Origin of the sequence: Mesorhizobium sp. M1E.F.Ca.ET.041.01.1.1, from assembly GCF_003997355.1 — a bacterium.
In the GTDB taxonomy this organism is placed as follows: domain Bacteria; phylum Pseudomonadota; class Alphaproteobacteria; order Rhizobiales; family Rhizobiaceae; genus Mesorhizobium.
Window position 1 is genome coordinate 1 of the sequence record NZ_RZSL01000576.1, and the last position, 3,687, is coordinate 3,687.

4 protein-coding genes are annotated in these 3,687 nt (G+C 65.6%); 3 read left to right on the forward strand and 1 reads right to left on the reverse strand.

Features of this window, described 5'->3' with window-relative positions; translation table 11 throughout:
* From EOA38_RS30480 to EOA38_RS30490, 3 genes are all read left to right on the forward strand, one after another.
* Window positions 1-405, forward strand: a 405-nt coding sequence (locus EOA38_RS30480) for a F0F1 ATP synthase subunit gamma (protein WP_189435019.1), incomplete at its 5' end; no start/stop codon positions are given.
* Between the two features lie 75 nt (window positions 406-480).
* Window positions 481-2,079, forward strand: a complete 1,599-nt coding sequence (atpD, locus tag EOA38_RS30485; protein ID WP_126091340.1) for a F0F1 ATP synthase subunit beta — start codon at window positions 481-483, stop codon at window positions 2,077-2,079.
* 109 nt (window positions 2,080-2,188) lie between these two features.
* Window positions 2,189-2,596 (forward strand): F0F1 ATP synthase subunit epsilon, encoded by a 408-nt coding sequence (locus tag EOA38_RS30490; protein WP_040974468.1) that lies wholly within the window; start codon window positions 2,189-2,191, stop codon window positions 2,594-2,596.
* Between the two features lie 131 nt (window positions 2,597-2,727).
* Here EOA38_RS30490 and EOA38_RS30495 read toward each other — a convergent pair.
* Window positions 2,728-3,687 (reverse strand): mannitol dehydrogenase family protein (locus EOA38_RS30495; protein WP_145966132.1); only part of this gene is annotated, 960 nt, incomplete at its 5' end.

Consider the following 3,687-nt stretch of genomic DNA (forward strand, 5'->3'; position numbering starts at 1 on the left):
GTGATCAACCTGTTCAACCAGAATGGCTTCGACGTCTGCACGCTGTTCTATTCGCAGTTCAAGTCGGTGATCAGCCAGATCCCGACGGCGCAGCAGATCATCCCGGCGGCCCAGGCTTCCGCCGCCGCCGAAACGGGCAACGGCGCCACCGCCGTCTACGAATACGAGCCGGAGCCGGGCGAAATCCTTTCCGACCTCATCCCGCGCAACATCGCCGTGCAGATCTTCCGGGCGCTGCTCGAGAACGCGGCCGGCGAGATGGGCGCCAAGATGAGCGCGATGGACAATGCGACGCGCAATGCCGGCGACATGATCAACAGGCTGTCGATCACCTACAACCGCCAACGGCAGGCGCAGATCACCAAGGAATTGATCGAAATCATTTCGGGCGCCGAGGCGCTCTAGGCACGCCCCGCCGCCGAGGTCCTCGACCTCACAGCGGACGGCGTGAGCAACGGATAGACGAAAAGGGCAAAGACGATGGCGAAAGCAGCTACCCCGAAGACCGCCAAGGCGGCACCGGCCCCCAAGGAAGCGGCAAAGGCTCCGGCCGCCGCCGCGAAGGCCGCTCCGGCGAAGAAGGCGGCCGCTCCGGCCAAGGCAGCAGCCCCCGCCAAGGCGGCAACGACTGCCAAGGCGGCGAGCGTCGCGGCGAAGAGGGTCGGCGCCGCCGGCAAGGTCCGCCAGGTCATCGGCGCCGTCGTCGACGTGCAGTTCGAGGATCATCTGCCGGCCATTCTGAACGCGCTGGAAACCAACAATGTCGGCAACCGCCTGGTGCTCGAGGTTGCCCAGCATCTCGGCGAGAACACCGTGCGCTGCATCGCCATGGACTCCAGCGAAGGCCTGGTCCGCGGCCAGGACGTCTTCGACACCGGCGGACCGATCTCTGTGCCGGTCGGCCCGGGCATGCTCGGCCGCATCATCAACGTCATCGGCGAGCCGGTCGACGAAGCCGGACCGGTCGACGCCGTCGAGCTGCGCGCCATCCACCAGCCGGCTCCGGCCTATGTCGACCAGTCGACCGAAGCGCAGATCCTGGTCACCGGCATCAAGGTTCTCGACCTGCTCGCGCCTTACGCCCGCGGCGGCAAGATCGGCCTGTTCGGCGGCGCCGGCGTCGGCAAGACCGTGCTGATCCAGGAACTGATCAACAACGTGGCCAAGGCCCACGGCGGCTTCTCGGTGTTCGCCGGCGTCGGCGAGCGCACCCGCGAAGGCAACGACCTCTATCACGAGTTCATCGAATCGGGCGTCAACAAGAAGGGCGGCGGCCAGGGTTCCAAGGCCGCGCTGGTGTACGGCCAGATGAACGAGCCGCCGGGCGCGCGCGCCCGTGTCGGCCTGACCGGCCTCACCGTCGCCGAGTATTTCCGCGACCAGGGCCAGGACGTGCTGTTCTTCGTCGACAACATCTTCCGCTTCACCCAGGCGGGCTCGGAAGTGTCGGCGCTGCTCGGCCGTATCCCGTCGGCCGTGGGTTACCAGCCGACGCTGGCCACCGACATGGGCGCGCTGCAGGAACGCATCACGACCACGACCAAGGGCTCGATCACCTCGGTGCAGGCGATCTACGTGCCCGCCGACGACTTGACCGACCCGGCGCCGGCGACGTCCTTCGCCCACTTGGACGCCACCACCGTGCTCAACCGCGCCATCTCGGAAAAGGGCATCTATCCGGCCGTCGATCCGCTGGACTCCACCTCGCGCATGCTCGACCCGATGGTCGTCGGCGAGGAGCACTACCAGGTCGCCCGCCAGGTGCAGTCGATCCTGCAGCGCTACAAGTCGCTGCAGGACATCATCGCGATCCTGGGCATGGACGAGCTGTCGGAAGAGGACAAGCAGACGGTCGCCCGCGCCCGCAAGATCGAGCGCTTCCTGTCGCAGCCGTTCTTCGTCGCCGAAGTGTTCACCGGCTCGCCGGGCAAGCTGGTCGACCTCGCCGACACCATCAAGGGCTTCAAGGGCCTTTGCGCCGGCGACTACGACCACCTGCCGGAAGCCGCCTTCTACATGGTCGGCGGCATCGAGGAAGCGGTCGAGAAGGCGCAGCGCCTGGCGGCTGAAGCAGCGTAACTCAGGAAATAGGGAGTAGGGAGTAGTGAGTAGGGATTAGCAAGTTTGTGGCCCAGTCCGTTGGACGCCCACTACTGACTACTCACTATTCCCTACTCGCTAGATTGGCATGGCTGAAGCTTTCAAGTTCGAACTGGTCTCGCCGGAGCGGCTTCTCGTTTCCGAGCAGGTCGAGTTCGTCGTCATCCCGGGTGTCGACGGCGAAATGACCGTGCTTGCGCAGCACGCTCCGGTCATGACCATGATCAAGCCCGGCGTCGTCACGGTGAAGACCGCGGCCGGCGCCGAAGAGCGCTATGTCGTGTTCGGCGGCTTCGCCGACATCCTGCCTTCCGGCTGCACGCTGCTCGCCGAGTCGGCGACGCATGTGAACGACATCGACCGTGCCGACATTGCCCGCCGCATCCAGGAGGCCCGGGAAGACGCCGCCGACGCCAAGGACGACGAGGCTCGCGCCAAGGCCGAGCAGTTCCTCAGCCAGCTCACGACGCTGGAAGGCGCGCTGTTGCCTGCCTGACGCAGCTCATGACAAGGGATCGAAGGAGCGGGGCCTGCCCCGCTTTTTTTGTTTGATGGACAGTCCGCCTGCTTGTCAGCAAGCGGTCGATGTCCAGCGAAGATATCTGGACCCGGTCACCCGCAGGCGAATCAACGGCTGTCTATGCCGAGCGCGGCGAATGCCAGCACCGGACCCTCTCGCCGCAAGTGGACGAGATGCACGGCCACGAGTTCGATCAACGTGCAGCGTTCGGCGTGATCCTTGGCGAAACCGGCAAGGTCGAACACTGCCGTGACTGTTTCGTTCGCCGGCAATTGTTGGTCCAGAAGTGCCGTCAATGCCGCATCGAGCGGATCGGTGAAATGGCCCTCCGGCAAGGTCTTTCCCCGCGCCGTGCAGGCGGCGATCCAAGCGGCTACCACCAGCGTCAGATGAACCAGCTCGGTGCCGGCTTCCAGGCACTCCAGGGCCGATGCAATGATGCGCTGCGGCAGTTTCTGGCTGCCGTCATTGGCGATCTGCGCCGTGCGATGGGCGAGCGCCGTGTTGGAAAAGCGCTCGGCGAGTTCGGCCGTATAGGCGGCCGTATCGAGCCCGGCGCCCTCCGGCAGCGTCGGGATCGCTTCTGCCCACAGCGCATCGACGAATTGCCGGATCGTCGGATCGGCGAATGCGCGATCGACGGTGGCATGGCCGGTGAGCAGGCCGAGATAGGCGATGCCCGAATGGGCGCCGTTGAGCAGCCTCAGCTTCATGTCCTCGAAGGGACCGACGTCCTCGACCATGGTGACGCCAAATTTTTCCCAGGCCGGTCGTCCGGCGTGGAAACGATCCTCGACCACCCATTGGCGGAACGGCTCGGTCATCACCGGCCAGGCGTCCTCGAGGCCGAGCTCTTGCGCAATACGCGTCCGGTCGGCATCCGTGGTCGCCGGCACGATGCGATCGACCATGCTCGACGGGAAAGCCACATCGTCAGCGACATAGCCGGCTAACGGCCGATCGTCAGCGCTGCCACGGGCGTCGCGCAGTTTTGCAAACTCGACCAGCAGCCGGTGCAAGGTCGCGCCGTTGGCCGGGAGATTGTCGCAGCAGAGCACGGTGAAGGG

What these genes read in the sequence shown, in the direction of transcription:
- atpD (WP_126091340.1), top strand. Translation starts at nt 481, where the DNA reads ATGGCGAAAGCAGCTACCCCGAAGACCGCCAAGGCGGCACCGGCCCCC.
- EOA38_RS30490 (WP_040974468.1), top strand. Translation starts at nt 2,189, where the DNA reads ATGGCTGAAGCTTTCAAGTTCGAACTGGTCTCGCCGGAGCGGCTTCTC.